Genomic DNA, 15,666 nt, shown 5'->3' with positions numbered 1-15,666 from the left:
TTGGCTAAGGAGGCCGCGCATTCAGCGGCCGGCGCCAGCCGGGCGCTTTCCTTCGTTTTCGGCTCCGGGCCGGCTTCAGTCAAAGGCATTTCGCTTCCATGGCGCGTATCGTGATGAAATTCGGCGGAACCTCCGTCGCCGACATCGCCCGCATCCGCAATGTGGCGCGTCACGTCAAACGCGAGGTCGACGCCGGCCATGAGGTGGCGGTGGTGGTTTCGGCGATGGCCGGCAAGACCAACGAGCTGGTCGCCTGGACGCGTGAGGCCTCACCGATGCATGACGCGCGCGAATATGACGCGGTCGTCGCTTCCGGAGAACAGGTCACGGCCGGCCTGCTCGCCATCACCTTGCAGAACATGGGCGTGCATGCCCGCTCCTGGCAGGGCTGGCAGATCCCGATCAAGACCGACAACGCGCATGGCGCGGCGCGTATCCTCGACATTGACGGCGCCTTCCTGATCAGGCGTTTCGGCGAGGGTCAGGTGGCTGTCATCGCCGGCTTCCAGGGTATCGGGACGGACAATCGGATCGCCACGCTTGGCCGTGGCGGTTCCGACACCAGCGCGGTCGCCATTGCCGCGGCGGTCAAGGCCGACCGTTGCGACATCTACACCGACGTCGACGGGGTCTACACCACCGATCCGCGCATCGAGCCGAAGGCGCGGCGGCTGGCCAAGATCTCGTTCGAGGAAATGCTTGAAATGGCCTCGCTCGGCGCCAAGGTTCTGCAGGTGCGTTCGGTCGAGCTTGCCATGGTGCACAGGGTGCGTACCTTCGTGCGGTCGTCCTTCGACGATCCCGATGCGCCCGGAATGGGGGATTTGCTCAATCCCCCGGGAACGCTCATTTGCGACGAGGAAGAGATCGTGGAACAGCAGGTCGTCACCGGAATTGCCTACGCCAAGGACGAGGCCCAGATTTCGCTGCGCCGCGTCGGCGACCGCCCTGGCGTCGCCGCCGGCATCTTCGGGCCGCTGGCTGAGGCCAACATCAATGTCGACATGATCGTCCAGAACATCTCCGAGGACGGTAAGTTCACCGACATGACCTTCACCGTGCCTTCCGGAGACGTCGACAAGGCGCTTGCCGTGCTCGACCGGCTGAAGGCCGAGGTCGGCTACGATGTCGTGCAGTCGGAAGCCGGCATGTCGAAGGTCTCGGTCATCGGTATCGGCATGCGGAGCCATGCCGGCGTCGCCGCCACCGCCTTCAAGGCGCTGGCCGACAAGGCGATCAATATCCGCGCCATCACCACCTCCGAGATCAAGATTTCGATACTGATCGACGGTCCGTACACCGAACTGGCAGTTCGCACTTTGCATTCCGTCTACGGTCTGGATAAGCAGTAGCGAGACTGAATCAGTTGTTGCGCGCATGCCGGCAGCGGCGGAAACTGCGCCGGCAAGTGTTTCATTGGAGAAGAAGCCGCGATGCGTGACCAGGCCAGCGGCCCGCGCGTTTTGCTGAAACGGCTCCGCGAGCTCATGCAAGAGCCGCTGGAGCCGCAGGAGCGGCTTGACCGGATCGTGCGCGACATCGCCTCCAACATGGTTGCGGAAGTCTGCTCGCTCTATGTGCTGCGCGCCGATTCGGTGCTCGAACTCTACGCCACCGAGGGTCTGAACCCGAACGCCGTCCACCTGGCGCAACTGCGACTCGGACAAGGCCTGGTCGGCACGATTGCCGCCAGCGCGAGGCCGCTCAACCTGTCCAACGCGCAGGAGCACCCGGCTTTCGCCTATCTGCCGGAGACCGGGGAAGAGATCTACAATTCCTTCCTTGGCGTGCCGGTGCTGAGGGCAGGGCGCACGCTGGGCGTGCTGGTCGTGCAGAACAAGACCATGCGCCATTATCGCGACGACGAGGTCGAGGCGCTGGAAACCACCGCCATGGTGATCGCCGAGATGATTGCCACCGGCGATCTGGCACGGCTGACCCGGCCTGGGCTGGAACTCGATTTGCGCCGGCCGGTCAGCTTCACCGGCCTGTCGTTCAACGATGGCGTCGGCCTTGGCCATGTCGTGCTGCACGAGCCGCGCATCGTCGTCACCAACCTGTTCAACGAGGACAGCGAGGAAGAAGTCCGGCGTCTCGAGACCTCGCTCGGCTCGCTCAGGCTTTCCATCGACGACATGCTGGAACGTCGCGACGTCGCCTTCGAGGGCGAGCATCGCCAGGTGCTGGAAGCCTACCGCATGTTCGCCAATGACCGCGGCTGGGTGCGCCGCCTGGAAGAGGCGATCCGCAACGGCCTGACGGCCGAAGCCGCGGTGGAAAAGGTGCAGAGCGACATGCGCGCGCGCATGCTGCACATGACCGATCCCTATCTGCGCGAGCGGATGAGCGATTTCGACGACCTCGCCAACCGGCTCTTGCGCCAGCTGATGGGACGCGGGCCGGAGGATGTCGCGGCCTCGCTGCCGAAGGACGCCATCATCGTCGCCCGCTCGATGGGCGCGGCCGAACTGCTCGACTATCCCCGCGACAAGATGCGCGGGCTGGTGCTCGAGGACGGCGCGGCCACCAGCCACGTCGTCATCGTCGCGCGCGCCATGGGCATTCCCGTCGCCGGCCAGATGAAGGGCGCCGTTTCCATGGCGGAAAACGGCGATGCCATCATCGTCGACGGCGAAGAGGGCGTAATCCATCTACGGCCGCAGTCCGATCTCGAAGCCGCCTATGCCGAAAAGGTGCGGTTCCGCGCGCGCCGGCAAGAGGTCTACCGCGAACTGCGCAAGAAGCCGTCGACGACCAGGGACGGCGTCCAGGTCGACCTGTTGATGAATGCGGGACTTGCCGTCGACCTGCCGCAGCTGGCCGAGGCGGGTGCGGCCGGCATCGGCCTGTTCCGCACCGAATTGCAGTTCATGGTCGCCTCGACCTTTCCGCGCGCCGAAGCGCAGGAGAAACTCTACCGCGACGTGCTCGAGGCGGCACGCGGCAAGCCGGTCACATTCCGCACCATCGACATCGGTGGCGACAAGGTGCTGCCCTATTTCAAGGGCGCCATCCAGGAAGAGAACCCGGCGCTTGGCTGGCGGGCGATCCGGCTGACGCTTGACCGGCCGGGGTTGCTGCGCACCCAGATCCGCGCCTTGCTGAAGGCCAGCGGCGGGCGCGAGCTCAAGCTGATGCTGCCGATGGTGACCGAGCTTGGCGAGATCGCCCAGGCGCGCGAGATCATCGACCGCGAGGTACGGCATCTCTCGCGCTTTGCCCATCATCTGCCGACCAGCCTCAAACTCGGCGCCATGCTTGAAGTGCCGTCGCTGCTGTTCCAGCTCGACGAATTGATGAAGGCGGTCGACTTCGTCTCGGTCGGGTCGAACGATCTGTTCCAGTTCGTCATGGCGGTCGACCGCGGCAACACGCAACTGGCCAATCGCTTCGACACGCTGTCGGCGCCGTTCCTGCGTGTGCTCAAGCAGATCGCCGATGCCGGCATCCGCAACCACACGCCGGTGACGCTGTGCGGTGAACTCGCCGGCAAGCCGATCTCGGCGATGGCGCTGATCGGTCTCGGTTTCCGCTCGATCTCGATGTCGCCGGCCTCGATCGGCCCGGTCAAGGCGATGCTGACGGAACTGCCGCTGGACGAGCTGACGGCGTTCTTCGACGACAATCTGATGGCGCCGGCGCAAGGGCTGCCGATGCGGGCGCTGCTGCAGGCCTTCGCCGACGACCGCTCGATCCCGTTGTAGGCCCCCTCATCATGGTCAATTTGCCCCGCGATCGTATGGATCAAGTCGTCAAGCGTTTCGAGATGCTCGAAGCGCAGATGTCGGCCGGCCCGGCGCCGGATGCCTATGTGAAGATGGCATCGGAATATGCCGAGCTGCAGGACATGGTGGCCAAGGTCAGGGAATTGCGCTCGGCCGAGCATGAGCAGGCCGACCTCGAAGCGATGCTCGCCGACAAGGGCACCGACGCCGAGATGCGGGCGCTCGCCGAAGCGGATCTGCCCGGGGTGGAGGAGCGCATCGAGGCGTTGCAGAAGGACATTCAGGTCCTTCTGTTGCCCAAGGATGCTGCTGACGATAAGAACGCGATCCTCGAAATCCGTGCCGGCACCGGCGGCGATGAAGCGGCCCTTTTCGCCGGCGACCTGTTTCGCATGTATGAGCGCTATGCCGCCGAGCGCGGCTGGCGGTTCGAGACCGTATCGGCCAGCGACGGCGATGCTGGCGGTTTCAAGGAAATCATCGCCACCATTTCCGGCCGGGGGGTGTTTGCCCATCTGAAATTCGAATCCGGCGTGCATCGCGTGCAGCGTGTGCCGGCGACCGAGGCCAGCGGGCGCATTCATACCTCAGCGGCAACGGTGGCCGTGCTGCCGGAAGCGGAAGAAGTCGACATCGAGATCCGCGCCGAAGACATCCGCATCGATACGATGCGCGCCTCGGGCTCCGGCGGCCAGCACGTCAACACCACCGATTCGGCGGTCCGCATCACCCATTTGCCGACCGGCATCATGGTGGTGCAGGCGGAGAAGTCGCAGCACCAGAACCGGGCGAAGGCCATGCAGATCCTGCGGGCCCGGCTCTACGATATGGAGCGCAGCAAGGCCGACGAGGAGCGCTCGGAATCGCGCAAGTCGCAGGTCGGCTCCGGCGACCGCTCGGAGCGCATCCGCACCTACAATTTCCCGCAAGGCCGCGTCACCGACCATCGCATCAACCTGACGCTCTACAAACTTGACCGGGTGATGATGGGCGAGCTCGACGAAGTCGTCGACGCGCTGATCGCCGATCACCAGTCGAAGCTGCTGGCCGATATCGGCCTTGATGGCTGACCCTCTGCCCGAGGCGCTGGGAGCGCTGCTGCGGGAGGCGCGGGCCAGGCTTGCGGCGGCCGCGGTCGATGATCCGGCGCTCGATGCGCGGCTGATCGTCGAACATTTTTCAGGCACGACGCGTACGCAGGCCATTGCCGACCCTGAACGCAGGATCGACAGCAAGGCCGTCGCTGCCATCGAAGCTGCCCTGAGGCGCCGGGCGGGTGGCGAACCGGTGCATCGCATCCTCGGCTACCGCGAATTCTACGGTTTGCGCCTGTCACTGTCGCCGGAAACGCTTGAACCGCGGCCGGATACCGAAACGCTGGTCGAGGCGGTGCTGCCCTTCGTCAAGGCAATGGTGGCGCGGGAGGGCGTCTGCCGCATCCTGGATCTCGGCACTGGAACCGGCGCCATCGCGCTGGCGCTGCTGAGCGCAGAGCCTGCCGCGACCGCGACCGGCGTCGACATTGCTGCCGGCGCGCTGGCAACCGCAGCCCGCAATGCCGGGGAACTCGGGCTTGGCGACCGGTTCACGACAGTCCAGTCGGACTGGTTCGAAAAAGTTTCCGGCCGATACCATGTAATTGCCGCAAACCCTCCCTATATACCCTCCAGAGATATTGGAAATCTGCAGGACGAGGTCCGCGATTTCGACCCACGCCTGGCCTTGGATGGCGGCGTGGATGGGCTGAACCCCTACAGGATCATTGCCGCCGAGGCGGCACGGTTTCTTGAAGCCGAAAGCAGGATTGCGGTCGAGATCGGCCACACGCAACGCAATGAGGTTACGGATATATTCAGGGCGGCTGGTTATGCATCGGCTGCTGCCTTGCGTGATCTCGGCGGAAACGACAGGGTTCTTGTCTTTCAATGGGGATAAGCCTTGACGCAGTGCGAAAAAACCGCTTGGCAATACCGGGGAATGCGGCTAGGGTCGCCTCAACCGGATGAGACGAAGCAGGCAGTGCTCTTAGCGATTCGGTCCTCCTTGGAAATAGCTGCCTTCTTGCGCAAACGACGCCCAAGCTTCGTGCGGGAATCGTCCGGCAAGTGATGTAACCGGAACAGGATGGCACGTGGCGCCAACGCAATTGATGCGGGCGAACGCCGGTGAAGAAACGAAACGGCTGGCTGCATGAGCGCCTCCGTTCGTAACGAGTTTTCGAAAATTTCAAGATGAAGAGAGTCGAATGAGGCCACAACAGCAGAACAGGCGCATGCGCGGTCGCAGCAACAATGGCGGCGGCGGTGGCAACAACAATAACAACAACAACCGCAAGGGCCCGAATCCCCTGACGCGCAACTACGAGAGCAACGGCCCGGACGTGAAGATCCGTGGATCGGCTCAGCAGATCGCCGAAAAATACGCCACCCTGGCCCGTGACGCGCAAAGCTCTGGCGACCGGGTCATGGCGGAGAACTACCTCCAGCACGCCGAACACTACAATCGCATCATTGCCGCCGCGCAGGCGCAGATGCCGATCCAGAATACGCAACAGAATCGCGACGATTTCGACGATGACGGCGATGAGGATCGTGATGACTTCGACAATTCCGGCAACAGCAACAACGTTTCCGATGCTCAGATCCCGGTGGCCAACCATGGCGCCGGCCCGCAGCCGGTCATCGAAGGCATGCCGGCCGAGGTCGCGCTGAACCGGGAAAACGGTCGCGACAACCGAGACAATGGCGGGCGCGACAATGGCGGGCGCAACAACGGCCGCGACAACAATGGCGGGCGTCACCGCGATCGTCGCCCCAATGGCGGCTACGGCCAGAACGGTCAGCGCGACTTTGCTTCGTCCTCCGATCAAGGTGGTCAGCAGCAGCGCAACGAGACCCCAGTCCAAGCAGACGCACAGGCAGAGGTGCAGCTAGAGCCCGGTTTGCCGGTCGAGCCCGTTGCGGCAGCCGCGCCGGCTCCGCTGTTCGAGAGCTTTTCGCCGGCGGCTCTTGCCGCCCAGGCCGAGCTTAACGAGGCGGCCGCCGAGAGCGGTGCTGCCCGTCGCCCGCGCCGTCCGCGCCGTCCGCGCATCAATGCCGACCAGGTCGATAGCGGTAGCGACAATGCGGATGCCGGCGAGGTGGCAGCGGCGCCTGCCGACAGCGGCAATGCCGAACCGGTGATTGTCGACATCGACAACTGATCGCACGGCATTTCAAGACGTTGAACGGCGGAGAGAAATCTCCGCCGTTTTCGTTTTGGGCCGACGTGCAATATTATGCATTGACCGATATCAAGGCGTCTTGAGACGGCATGGCCTATGCACCATATCTCGGCTGAACAGGATCCGGCTCGAATGAGCGGGTCCGTCACCGCAATCTGATCCGGTGCCGCAAAGCGGGCCGGTGATGGAAGGAGACAGATATGAACCTTGAGAAATACTCCGAGCGCGTGCGCGGCTTTATCCAGTCCGCGCAAACCATGGCGCTCTCCCGCAATCACCAGCAATTCACCCCCGAACACATTTTGAAGGTGCTCGTCGATGATGACGAGGGCCTGGCCGCCTCGCTGATCGAACGCGCCGGCGGCAATGTCCGCGACGTCAAGCTCGGCGTCGAGACGGCGCTTGAGGCGATGCCGAAAGTCGAAGGCGGCAATGGCCAGCTCTATCTGGCGCAGCCGCTGGCCAAGGTGTTCTCTACCGCCGAAGAACTGGCCAAGAAGGCCGGCGACAGCTTCGTCACGGTCGAACGGCTATTGCAGGCACTCACCATGGAGAGGTCGGCAAAGACCGCCGATATCCTTGCCAAGGCCGGCGTCACCGCGCAGGCGCTGAACCAGGTCATCAACGATGTCCGCAAGGGCCGCACCGCCGATTCGGCGAGCGCCGAGCAGGGTTATGACGCGCTGAAGAAATACGCGCGCGACCTGACCGCCGACGCGCGCGCCGGCAAGCTCGATCCGGTCATCGGCCGCGACGACGAGATCCGCCGTACTATCCAGGTGCTGTCGCGGCGCACCAAGAACAATCCCGTGCTGATCGGCGAGCCGGGCGTCGGCAAGACGGCGATCGCCGAAGGCTTGGCGCTGCGCATCGTCAATGGCGACGTGCCGGAATCGCTGAAGGACAAGCAGCTGATGGCGCTCGACATGGGCGCGCTGATCGCCGGTGCCAAATATCGCGGCGAATTCGAGGAGCGGCTGAAGGCCGTGCTTTCCGAAGTCACCTCGGCCAATGGCAACATCATCCTGTTCATCGACGAGATGCACACGCTGGTCGGCGCCGGCAAGGCGGATGGCGCGATGGATGCGTCGAACCTGTTGAAGCCGGCGCTCGCGCGCGGCGAACTGCACTGCGTCGGCGCGACCACGCTCGACGAGTACAGAAAGCATGTCGAGAAGGATCCGGCCCTTGCCCGCCGCTTCCAGCCCGTTTTCGTCGACGAGCCGACGGTGGAGGACACCGTCTCGATCCTGCGCGGCCTGAAGGAAAAGTACGAGCAGCACCACAAGGTGCGTATCTCGGATTCGGCGCTGGTGGCGGCGGCGACGCTGTCCAACCGCTACATCGCCGACCGCTTCCTGCCGGACAAGGCGATCGACCTGGTTGACGAAGCCGCGTCGCGGCTGAGGATGCAGGTCGATTCCAAGCCCGAGGCGCTGGACGAGATCGACCGCCGCATCATGCAGCTCAAGATTGAGCGCGAGGCGCTGAAGGTCGAGACGGATGAGGCCTCGAAAGACCGGCTCGTCCGGCTGGAAAAGGAGCTTGTCGGCCTCGAGGAGGAATCGACCGAGATCACCGCCAAGTGGCAGGCCGAGAAGCAGAAGCTCGGGCTCGCCGCCGACCTGAAGAAGCAGCTCGACGAGGCGCGCAATGACCTCGCCATTGCCCAGCGCAAGGGTGAGTTCCAGCGCGCCGGCGAGCTTGCCTATGGCAAGATCCCGGAGCTGGAAAAGAAGCTCAAGGAGGCGGAAGCCCAGGACGGCAAGGCCGGCATGGTCGAGGAAGTGGTCACGCCTGACCACGTCGCCCATATCGTCTCGCGCTGGACCGGCATTCCGGTCGACAAGATGCTGCAGGGCGAACGCGACAAGCTGCTGCGCATGGAAGACGAGATCGGCAAGCGCGTCGTCGGCCAGGGCGAAGCGGTGCAGGCCGTTTCCAAAGCGGTGCGTCGCGCCCGTGCCGGCCTGCAGGATCCGAACCGGCCGATCGGCTCGTTCATCTTCCTCGGGCCGACGGGCGTCGGCAAGACCGAACTGACCAAGGCGCTGGCAAGCTTCCTGTTCGACGACGACAGCGCCATGGTGCGCATCGACATGTCGGAGTTCATGGAAAAGCACTCGGTCGCCCGGCTGATCGGCGCACCTCCCGGCTATGTCGGCTATGAGGAGGGCGGCGCGCTGACCGAAGCGGTGCGGCGCCGGCCCTATCAGGTCGTGCTGTTCGACGAGATCGAGAAGGCACATCCCGATGTCTTCAACGTGCTCTTGCAGGTGCTCGACGACGGCCGGCTGACCGACGGGCAGGGCCGCACGGTCGACTTCCGCAACACGCTGATCATCATGACGTCGAACCTCGGCGCCGAATATCTGGTCAATCTCGGCGAGGACCAGGATGTCGACGCCGTGCGCGACGAGGTGATGGGTGTGGTCAGGGCATCGTTCCGGCCGGAGTTCCTCAACCGCGTCGACGAGGTGATCCTGTTCCACCGGCTGCGCCGCAAGGACATGGATCGCATCGTCGAGATCCAGCTCAAGCGGCTGGAAAGCCTGCTTGTCGATCGCAAGATCACGCTGTCGCTGGATCATGAGGCGATCGAGTGGCTGGCGGCCAAGGGCTACGACCCGGCCTATGGCGCGCGGCCGCTGAAGCGGGTGATGCAGAAGGAACTGCAGGACCCGCTGGCCGAGAAGATCCTGCTCGGCGAGATTCTCGACGGCTCGACCGTCAAGGTCACGTCCGGTTCCGACCGGCTGAACTTCCGCTCGAAGCCGACGGTCGTCGCGACCGAAGCGGCGGCCTGATTTCAACGCCGCGCGTCCGCCCTGGACGCGCGGCGTTTTCACAATAAGGGTGGGGGCGGATGACGCTGGACGACTACAACGGCTTTTGCGCCTCACTGCCCGCCACAAAACACGTCGTCCAGTGGGGCGGCGCCCATGTCTGGAAGGTCGGGACCAAGGTGTTTGCGATCGGCGGCTGGGATCAGGGCCAGCAGCTCTTCGTCACCTTCAAATGTTCCGACATCGCCTATGATGTGCTGAAGGAACAGCCGGGCCTGCGGCCCGCGCCCTATCTTGCCTCGCGCGGCATGACATGGATCCAGCGTCGGACAAGCCAGAGCATGGATGATGGTGCGCTGAAGGACTATTTGCGCGAGAGCCATCGCCTTGTCGCCCTGAAGCTGACCAAGCAGGCGCGCAAGGAATTGGGGCTCGCAAGCTAGCTAGTATTCGTCGATGCGCCGGAAAACCGCCATCTTCATGCCCGGTTCATGTTGGAACCATATGGTGGGTTAACTGGTTTGCTGGCGAAGGGGTTCGCCCAGAGAACAATGCCGGGCGGCGGCAATTACGGACCGGAGAGTTTGGCCACAATGTTCCGCACGATCTTTGCCTTTTCGGCGCTTGCCGCCGGGCTTGTGTCTTCTGCCGCGCTTGCCGCGCCGACGCGGGACAATGCACCAAGGGTTGTCCGCGCTGCCGACGATAGCGGCATTCTCGTTGCCCAGGACGGAAATCTGGACATCTACTACGACGCCCGCGGCAACCGGGTCATCGTCGATGCCGATACCGGCAAGGTCATCGCCATCCAGCCGCCGGGGACACGGCTCGACCGTCGTGCGCTGCGCCGCGAGACAAGGCGGCGCGAGTTGGGCCGGGCTCCCGCCGATGATGATCGCTACTATCTCGACGATCCGGAAGACATGGCGCGGTTCCGCCGCAAGCAGCTGGAAGAGGAAGGCCGGGTCATCCCGCCGCCGGTGGATGAGTCCGACCCTTATGGCGACAACTCCGTCGACGCCTATCCGCCGGCGCCGCAGGACGACGGCAGCTACGACAACACCTATCCGGATGCGCCGCAGCCGGCAAAGCCGGGCACCATCAAGCGCCAGCCGCTGAACGAGGCTTCGATCGATCCGGCGCAGCCGGACGTGCAGCAGGTCAATCCGGAGACGCAGTCGTCCCTGCCGCCGGACACTGGCGGCAAGGCCGCCGTCGATCCGTCGCTTGCGCTGGGAGCCCGCCAGGATGTCGCCGCACTGCAGGTCCTCCTCGACCGGGGCGGCGCTTCGCCTGGCGTGATCGACGGGCGCTTCGGCTCGAACGTCGACAAGGCTTTGGCCGCCTATAACCAGATCACCGGCAGCAATCTGAAATCGACCGATACGGTCGGTATCCAGGCGGCACTTTCACAATCCGGTGGCGACGCCTTTGCCAGCTACACGATCACTGCGGAGGATGCGGCCGGCCCCTATGTCGCCTCGATCCCGGAAGATTACGGCCAGAAGGCGCAGCTCAACTGCATGTGCTACACCTCTGTCACCGAGGCGCTGGCGGAGCGCTTCCACATGGACGAGAACTATCTGAAGTCGATCAACAAGGGTCTCGACTTCAATAGCCCCGGCACGATCATCAAGGTCGCCAATTTCGGCAAGCTGGTCTCGACCCCGGTCGCGCGCATCGTCGCCGACAAGACCAAGAAGGAAGTGTACGCCTACGATGCGGGCGGCAAGCTGGTCGCAGCCTATCCCGCCACCATCGGCTCGGCCGATACACCGTCGCCCACCGGTATCCACGCCGTGTCGCGCATCGCGCTCGACCCGAACTACACCTACAACCCGAACATCAATTTCAAGCAGGGTGAGAACGACAAGATTCTGACCATTCCGCCGGGCCCCAACGGACCTGTCGGGTCGGTCTGGATCGCCCTGGACAAACCGACCTACGGCATCCACGGAACGCCCGAGCCGTCGAAGATCGGCAAGACCGAAAGCCATGGCTGCGTGCGCCTGACCAACTGGGACGCGCGCGAACTCGCCAAGCTGGTGTCGCCAGGCGTCACCGTGGAGTTCATCGGCGGACCTTCAGCCGATGATGTTGCGCAGCAATGAACCGCGCAGGGCAGCGGCATAGATCAGCTGCACGACCAGAATAAAGCCGACGCTGAGCAACGGGTTGATCAGGCACAGCGCGGCACCGATCGCCCACAGGATCTGCGCCTTGACGATGCGCTGATAGACCGTGCGCGTCGTTTCAGCGTCGACGTCCTCCGCGACAAAGCCGTTCTTCTCGGCATAGCGCCAGCTGGCGAACAGGGTGACGCCGAGCATCAGCAGGTTGAGCCAATAGACCAGCACCGCGGTCCTGAATTCGAGGAAGTCGGCCAGAAGGTCGGTCGAGAACGGCAAGAGCGCGATGAAGGCGAGAAAGCAGAGGTTCAGCGTGGCGAGCCGCCTGTCGGATTTGGCGATCAGCCCATGCTGCGCCTGCTGGCCGAACCAGAAGATGGTCAGCGTCAGGAAGCTCAAGGCATAGGTCAGGAAGCGTGGGGCGAGTGCGGCGATGGCGACAAGCAGATCGTGCTCGGAATGAACAACCTCATGCGCCGGCACCCTGATCTCGAGCACGATGAGCGTGAGCGCGATGGCAAAGACGCCGTCGGTGATGCCGACGATGCGGCCGCGTCCTTCTGGGGAAGCTTCAAGTGGACGCTTCATTGATTTCTCCCCGCCTGCCGAGTTCCGGAAAACTTAGCATGGCTGCCGCCATTTGCATCCGGATAGGATGTCTCCTGGCAATGTGGCTGGTTTCAAGGACTGCAGGCTGCTGGCCGGTTGTTGCCAGCACGGCGGCGGTCTAAGCAGAGTGCCATGCATTCGCCCGATGAAGCCGCCGCAATCCCGCTGATCAGTCCGGTCACGAACGGCACCTTCTGTTCGCAATCGCAGCGGCGGTTCGTATTGATCGCAGCGATCCTGGCCTCGGCGCTCGGCTTCATCGATGGTTCCATCCTGGCCATCGCCATGCCGGCGATCCGCGTCAACCTCGGTGCCAGCCTTGCCGAGGCGCAGTGGATTTCCAATGCCTATGCGTTGACGTTGTCGGCACTGATCCTTGCTGGCGGGGCCGCCGGCGACCGGTTCGGGCTGCGCCGCGCCTTCGTGGCCGGCATTGTGCTGTTCGTCGCAGCCTCGCTCGCCTGTGCGCTCGCGCCGAATGCTGTCGTGCTGATCGCGTTTCGCGCCCTTCAGGGCATTGGTGCGGCGATCATGGTGCCGGGCAGCCTCGCTATCATCGCCAAGGCCTATCCGAAAAAGAACGCGGCCGGGCGATCGGCATCTGGGCCGCCGCCTCGGCGCTGACGACGGCGCTCGGGCCAGTGCTGGGTGGCTTCGTCCTGTCGACTTTCGGCGACGGCATCTGGCGGGCGATCTTCGCCGTCAACCTGCCGCTTGGACTGCTGTCGATCTATCTTCTGCAGACCAGGGTTCCGGCCGACACGGCGACGGAAAGGCGAAGCCTCGACCTCGGCGGCGGGGTGCTGGCGACGCTGGCATTCGGAGCGCTGGCCTATGGGCTGACCTCGATGAGCGCCGAGGGTGGCGGGCATATGTCGGGGCCGAGCATCGTCGCCGGTCTTGTGCTGCTCGTCGCCTTCATCGCCTTCGAGCGGTGGCAGCGCGAGCCGATGATCGACCTCAGTCTGTTTAGAATCCGCGCCTTCGCCGGCGTCAATGTCGCGACCTTCTTCCTTTATTTCGCACTCTCGGCCAATCTCTTCTACCTGCCGATGCTGCTGATTGCCGGCTGGGGGCTGAGCACGGCCGAGGTCGGCTTCATCTTCCTGCCGCTGTCGGCATCGATCGCACTTTTGTCGGGTCCGGTCGGCCAGCTTTCCGACCGGATCGGACCGCGTTTCCCGATCGCCTGCGGCAGCCTGATCGTGGCTTTCGCCTTCGCCGGACTTGCCTTGCTTACCCATGCCGGCATTCACCATTTCTGGACCGGGACATTTCCGCTGATGGCGCTGATGGGGCTCGGCATGGCGCTGGTCGTCTCACCGCTGTCGACCGCGATCATGACGGCGGTGGAAGACAAGGATACGGGAGCCGCCTCCGGCATCAACAATGCCGTCTCGCGCATTGCCGGCCTGATCGCGGTGGCGGCAATGGGATCGCTGGCGGCCTGGGTCTATTCGACGATGCTCGACACCAGCGCCAGGCCGGGCATTCCGGGTTTTGGCGAACCGGTATCGACAGGCTTGCCGCCCGAACTTGAAGCAACGCGGCTTGCCGCCAGTGACGCGGCTTTTTCAGCCATATCCTTGACGACCGCTGTGCTCTGCCTGCTTGCCGCAATCATCGCCTGGATGACCGTTTCGGGTCAGGCACTGCCCTGGCCGCGCCGCACCGATGAATCGTCGGCTGATTCGTCGCGACGCTGATTCGTCCATGCCGGATCGGTCGAGGGTCAGCCTTCGATCTTGGCGCTGGCAACCTTCAGCGAATTGCCATCTTCCTGCTTCAGCAGATCGTCGATGCGCTCGCGCTCGCGCTTGAAGGCGACGAGGTCGTCGCCCTTCAGCACCTTGCCGACCGGCAGGCGGACGCGCATCGAATCGACCTTGGTGCCGTTGACGATCAGCTCGTAGTGGAGGTGAGGACCAGTGGAGAGACCAGTCTGGCCGAGATAGCCAATGACCTGGCCCTGGCGAACATGAACGCCCGGCGCGATGCCTTTGGCAAAGGCGCTCTGGTGATTGTATGAGGTCTCGTAGCCATTGGCATGGCGCAGGATGATCTGCTTGCCATAGCCGCCGGCCCAGCCGGCTTTCTCGACGACGCCATTGCCGGCGGCGATGATCGGCGATCCGATCGGGGCGGCCCAATCGGTGCCAGTGTGCATGCGGACGTAGCCGAGGATAGGATGCTTGCGCGCACCAAAGCCGGAGGTGAATCTCCCGTTGGGCAGCGGGTTGCGCAGCAGAAACTGCTCGGCGCTCGAGCCATCCTCGTCGAAATAGTCGGTGCTGCCGTCCTGCATCTGGAAGCGGTAGAAGTTGCGCGTCGTGCCACCGAAGGTCGCCGAGACATAGAGAAGCTCGGAATCGTCTGATGTCTGGTCGTCGCCGTCGGGCTGAGAGAACAGCACTTCGAGGCGATCCGACGGATTGAGTCGCGACTGGAAGTCGACGCCAGACGCCAGCAGCTTGATCAGCCGCTGGGTCATCTTCTTCGACATGCCGTAGGAATAGGCGGTGCGGTAGATGCCGTCATAGACGTTGGGCAGGTTGCCGCGCACCACCACGGGTGCCGACGAATCATCGAACGCGGTCAGCAATTCGGGATTCGGATCCGGCTCCTGCGCCGGCACGTATTGGCCGCGATCGTCGAGCGCGATGGTGACGATATGCGTGGTCTTGTCGTAGACGCTGGTGCGCACGACCTTGGCGGCATCGCCGTGAACCTCGAGGCCGACGCGCAGTACCGTTCCGGCTTTCAGCGTTGGCGCGTTCAACAGCTTGGCGATTGCTTCGGCCATGCCTGTGGCGTCGTCGCCCGTATAGCCCGAATCGGCAAAGGCCTCGGTGAGGTCGGTGTCCTTGGTGAAGGGAATGATTTCCTCGGCGAAAGCCGGCGCCTGATCATCGGTGGCAGCTCGCGGCGACACCGAGACGTTTTCCGGTACGATCTTGACGTCGTAGGAGCCGGCCATCGACTCGGCAAAGGCGTCGCCGAATCGCTGTGGATCGACATAGTGGAGTGAAGCGACCTGCACCGCGCCGTCGCTGAGGTCGGTGCCGGCTTCGCGCACCACTTTCTCCACCTCGTCGGCGGACAGATCGCTCTTTTCGTCGAAGGACGCCGTCTCGATGGGGAAATCGACGGTCTTCAGGCTCATCTCGCTTTCGACCTTGGCGCCATAGATCTGG

At 63.9% G+C, this 15,666-nt stretch carries 10 protein-coding genes and 1 pseudogene (1 of these 11 only partly in view); 9 read left to right on the top strand and 2 right to left on the bottom strand.

The genetic code is table 11. The annotated features are described in order from the left end of the window. The first annotated feature begins 98 nt into the window (after positions 1-98). From HB778_RS09735 to HB778_RS09700, 8 genes are all read left to right on the top strand, one after another. The gene (locus HB778_RS09735; protein WP_183463384.1) at positions 99-1,352 is read left to right on the top strand and encodes an aspartate kinase; all 1,254 of its coding nucleotides are present in this window, start codon (positions 99-101) and stop codon (positions 1,350-1,352) included. Positions 1,353-1,433: 81 nt separating this feature from the next. Further along, entirely contained in the window at positions 1,434-3,704 is a 2,271-nt protein-coding gene (ptsP, locus tag HB778_RS09730) for a phosphoenolpyruvate--protein phosphotransferase (protein WP_183463382.1), read from the top strand. A gap of 11 nt (positions 3,705-3,715) precedes the next feature. After that, a complete protein-coding gene (prfA, locus tag HB778_RS09725; protein ID WP_183463380.1) occupies positions 3,716-4,795 on the top strand; it encodes a peptide chain release factor 1 in 1,080 nt (359 codons plus the stop codon). Continuing rightward, the gene (gene prmC, locus HB778_RS09720; protein WP_183463378.1) at positions 4,788-5,660 is read left to right on the top strand and encodes a peptide chain release factor N(5)-glutamine methyltransferase; all 873 of its coding nucleotides are present in this window, start codon (positions 4,788-4,790) and stop codon (positions 5,658-5,660) included. Before prfA ends, prmC begins: the two co-directional genes overlap by 8 nt. Positions 5,661-5,970: 310 nt before the next feature. Beyond that, entirely contained in the window at positions 5,971-6,927 is a 957-nt protein-coding gene (locus tag HB778_RS09715) for a DUF4167 domain-containing protein (RefSeq protein ID WP_183463375.1), read from the top strand. Between the two features lie 221 nt (positions 6,928-7,148). Beyond that, positions 7,149-9,755 (top strand): ATP-dependent chaperone ClpB, encoded by a 2,607-nt coding sequence (clpB, locus tag HB778_RS09710; protein WP_183463373.1) that lies wholly within the window; start codon positions 7,149-7,151, stop codon positions 9,753-9,755. Between the two features lie 59 nt (positions 9,756-9,814). Beyond that, the gene (locus tag HB778_RS09705) at positions 9,815-10,177 is read left to right on the top strand and encodes an MmcQ/YjbR family DNA-binding protein (RefSeq protein WP_183463371.1); all 363 of its coding nucleotides are present in this window, start codon (positions 9,815-9,817) and stop codon (positions 10,175-10,177) included. 150 nt (positions 10,178-10,327) lie between these two features. Continuing rightward, positions 10,328-11,845, top strand: a complete 1,518-nt coding sequence (locus HB778_RS09700; protein WP_183463369.1) for a L,D-transpeptidase family protein — start codon at positions 10,328-10,330, stop codon at positions 11,843-11,845. Here HB778_RS09700 and HB778_RS09695 read toward each other — a convergent pair. Then, positions 11,819-12,451: a TMEM175 family protein gene (locus HB778_RS09695; protein ID WP_183463367.1), complete on the bottom strand. Its 633-nt coding sequence runs from the start codon at positions 12,449-12,451 to the stop codon at positions 11,819-11,821. The two genes, HB778_RS09700 and HB778_RS09695, sit on opposite strands and share 27 nt — an antisense overlap. A 153-nt stretch (positions 12,452-12,604) precedes the next feature. On the opposite strand from HB778_RS09695, the pseudogene HB778_RS09690 reads away from it, so the two are divergent. Beyond that, positions 12,605-14,178 (top strand): annotated as a pseudogene (locus tag HB778_RS09690) (MFS transporter). Between the two features lie 26 nt (positions 14,179-14,204). Here HB778_RS09690 and HB778_RS09685 read toward each other — a convergent pair. After that, positions 14,205-15,666: the 3' portion of a M23 family metallopeptidase gene (locus HB778_RS09685; RefSeq protein WP_183463366.1), read on the bottom strand. The gene runs 509 nt beyond the window's last position; 1,462 of the gene's 1,971 nt are visible here — the last part of the coding sequence; its start codon lies beyond the right edge, outside the window; the stop codon is at positions 14,205-14,207.

It is taken from the genome of Mesorhizobium huakuii (genome assembly GCF_014189455.1).
GTDB lineage: Bacteria > Pseudomonadota > Alphaproteobacteria > Rhizobiales > Rhizobiaceae > Mesorhizobium > Mesorhizobium huakuii_A.
The sequence above is the reverse complement of the archived record's forward strand: the minus strand, read 5'-3'. Positions and strand labels throughout refer to the sequence as shown.